This is a genomic window from Mycobacterium sp. E2733, from assembly GCF_001667585.1.
GTDB lineage: Bacteria > Actinomycetota > Actinomycetes > Mycobacteriales > Mycobacteriaceae > Mycobacterium.
This window is the reverse complement of record NZ_LZJZ01000081.1, coordinates 1-2879: the sequence shown is the minus strand read 5'-3', so window position 1 is coordinate 2879 and position 2879 is coordinate 1. Positions and strand designations below refer to the sequence as shown.

At 64.5% G+C, this 2879-nt stretch carries 3 protein-coding genes; 2 read left to right on the top strand and 1 reads right to left on the bottom strand.

The features are described 5' to 3' along the window. Positions 1-136: 136 nt before the first annotated feature. Together A5678_RS13480 and A5678_RS13475 are read left to right on the top strand one after the other, a co-directional pair. Positions 137-889 carry an SDR family oxidoreductase gene (locus A5678_RS13480; protein WP_231983666.1) on the top strand — a complete coding sequence of 251 codons (753 nt, stop codon included), beginning with the start codon at positions 137-139 and terminating at the stop codon, positions 887-889. Between the two features lie 37 nt (positions 890-926). Next, positions 927-2204: a DUF427 domain-containing protein gene (locus A5678_RS13475; RefSeq protein WP_068043072.1), complete on the top strand. Its 1278-nt coding sequence runs from the start codon at positions 927-929 to the stop codon at positions 2202-2204. 36 nt (positions 2205-2240) lie between these two features. Here the strand turns inward: A5678_RS13475 and A5678_RS13470 are convergent. Continuing rightward, on the bottom strand, positions 2241-2879 hold a 639-nt coding region (locus A5678_RS13470; protein ID WP_231983665.1), incomplete at its 5' end, for a TetR/AcrR family transcriptional regulator.

The following is a 2879-nucleotide window of genomic DNA, read 5'->3' as shown; positions in this document are numbered from 1 at the left end:
TCAACGGCCTTCGCTGATCGCCACCGGTGGCGGTATTGCGGGGCTCAACTGAACATTTGTTGTACTATTGTTCTCCATTGTCGGACGGAAACAAGTTGTCTCTCGATCGGATGGTCAGCCCATGGGTGAACGGACGTTGGCCGGCAAGCGCGTTGTGGTTGTCGGCGCGTCGGCGGGGATCGGGCGGGCATTCGCCGTGCGTGCCGGCAAGGAAGGCGCGGACCTACTCATCGCGGCACGCCGCCTGGACCGTTTGGAGGAGGTGGCCGCCGAGGCTGGTTGTGGTCACCCGGTGAGGGCTGACGTGCGAAGCGCTGAGGACTGCGCTCGTATCGCTGACATCTCCCGCGACAAACTTGGCGGCGTCGACCTGCTGTTCATCTCGGTGGGTTACGCTCCATTGCGGATGTTCGCTGAGACCTCCGCGGACGACTGGTTCGACGTGATGCATACCAACGTCGTCAGCGTGCATCAGGTGATCAGGTCTTGCTTGCCGGTGCTCGCCCCAGCGGCGATCGTCGCGGCTCTGTCCTCCGAAACAGTGGGACAGCCGCGAGCCGCCCTCGGCGCCTATTCCTCCAGCAAGGCCGCGCTTTCGGAGAGCCTAAACGCGTGGCGCACTGAGCATCCCAGCTTCCGGTACTGCTGCGTGAACGTGGGCGGCACCGTGCCGACGGAATTCACCGCCGCGTTTGACCCTGAACTGTTGGGCGTCGTTGTGCAGGACTGGATCGCACGCGGTCTGTTGCAGGAGACGCTGATGTCGCCCGACGACGTCGCCGACGTGCTGGCGGGTGTCTTCGCCACCGCGCTCAGCCGCCCCGTCGTCGGCCTCGAGCAGCTCGTCGTCCGACCACCGGCTTCGATGCGTGGGCTTGCGACGACATGAGCATTCCGTTGCCTCGCCGGGGGATGAAAGGTGCACGATGACAGCACAAGTCGAGTCGGCATGGCCGGATCACCCCGAATACCGCATCGAGCCGGCCCTGTGCCCGTACCGGGGGCAGGTGTGGTCCGGCGAGGTATTGATCGCCGAGAGCGACGGCTGCCTCGTGGTGACCGAAACCGACCACGACGACCGCCTTTACTTTCCCGAAGCCGATGTGAGGTGGGAACTCTTCGCCCCATCGGAGCACACCACGGTGTGCCCCTTCAAAGGGCGGGCAAGTTATTGGGACCTGGTCGGCGCGGGGCTTGTTGAGAATGCGGTCTGGAGCTACCGCGCCCCGCTGCCCGAAGTCGCGGCCCTGGCGGGGTTCGTCTCGTTTTACGACGACCGCTTGCGGGTCGTGGTCGTCGAAGACTGGCCCGACGGCGCACAGGTTCCCGCCACGTTCCCGCTGTGGGGTGACGCCGACGAGTTGCGCAGGCTCATCGACGTCCAGCACGTAACTGGCGGCCGCTTCATCGGAGCTGCTCATGGGCCGACTCGCCGCAACGTCGTCGAGGGTGGGCAATTGCTGGGCGAAGCCATCGTAGCGGCATCGAAAGTGCTTCCGGGGCAGAGGGTCACGTCGGCATCGATGATCTTCGCCAAGGCGGCCTCGTTCGACGCGCCTGTGGATCTGAGCGTCGAAGTGCTGCGCCTAGGCAGGACTTTTTCGTCGGCCGAAGTGCGCGTGAACCAGGATGGCGTGCTGCGCAGCGCAGGGATGGTCCTAGCGGACTCCGGAGCCGGCGACGTCATGCGCGATACGGAGCCGATGCCGGACTTGCCGGGACCCGAGGCGGCACTGAGCTTTCCGGGATTCGGGATGACCGGTCGCGAGATCCGGGTGGTGGACGGGGCCTACGATCCGGATCCCGACCGGGTGGGGCCTCCGATTATCAACGTATGGGTCCGATTCCGTGACACGCCCCGTGAGCCCTACCTCCAAGCTGCATTGCTCGCTCAGTCGACTACGCATTGGATCATCGCCGCCGGAATGTTGCCCCACCGCGGATTCGGCGAGGGACGCGCGCATGTCACGCTCTCAACAGGGATAATGCAGGCCGCCATCGCTTTTCACGAGGACGTCGACATCACCGATTGGCTGCTGTATACCAACCATGCCTTCTGGTCCGGACGTGGGCTCGTGCAAGGCGACGGCCGGGTCTTCACTCGCGATGGCCGGCTGGGAGCCTCGTACACCATCCAGGCGATGGTCCGTGATTTCGCGGCCGAGCCCAAGGCGATGGGACACGATAGCCGTACAGCGATGTGATCTGCGCCGGTGGGAGCCGCTTCGTACCGGCTCCTGTCAACGCAGGCCGTTGACGGCGAATTTCTCCACGTAGCGACGGACGGTTTCAGGCTTCGACATGTTGAAGCTCAGGCCCTTATTGACGGTCGAGAACGAATATATGATGCGGGCCAGCCATTCGCTGGCCGCCGTGACGTCGATTGTGGTGCCGACCTCGCCGCGCTTTTGCGCATCGCGCACGTACGGTTCGAGGAATTTCGTCGAGCGGCGGACCGCGGCGTCGCCGTCCGCGATCATGTGGCGCATCAACTCGGCATCGTCGGCCATCAGTCGGTTGCGAGTTCGGTGGTCGAGCAAGATCCTCGCGTGTGTTTCGGCCATCGCGCCAACCTGCTCGGCCAGCGTACTTTTCTTAGCCATTGCGGTCGCCACGTCACGATAGAACCGCTGCGCCCCGAACTCGATGGCGGCGTCGATGAGCACATTGCGGTCCTCGAAGTAGCGGTACACCGTGCCCCGGGAAACGTTCGCCATCCGCGCCACGTCCTGAACGCTCGTGCGCTGGATCCCGAGCTGTGTGAAGCATTCGTTCGCCGCCTCCAGAATCTGGTCCCGGCGATCGAACTCCTCGGCCGAGTCCAGATCGGCGGGGACCGGTTCCGTCGCCATGTCCCTCCTCAGGCCGTGGTAGCCGCT

Bases quoted from the DNA above. Each gene is read 5' to 3' on its own strand.
- A5678_RS13475 (WP_068043072.1), top strand. From the start codon at position 927: ATGACAGCACAAGTCGAGTCGGCATGGCCGGATCACCCCGAATACCGC.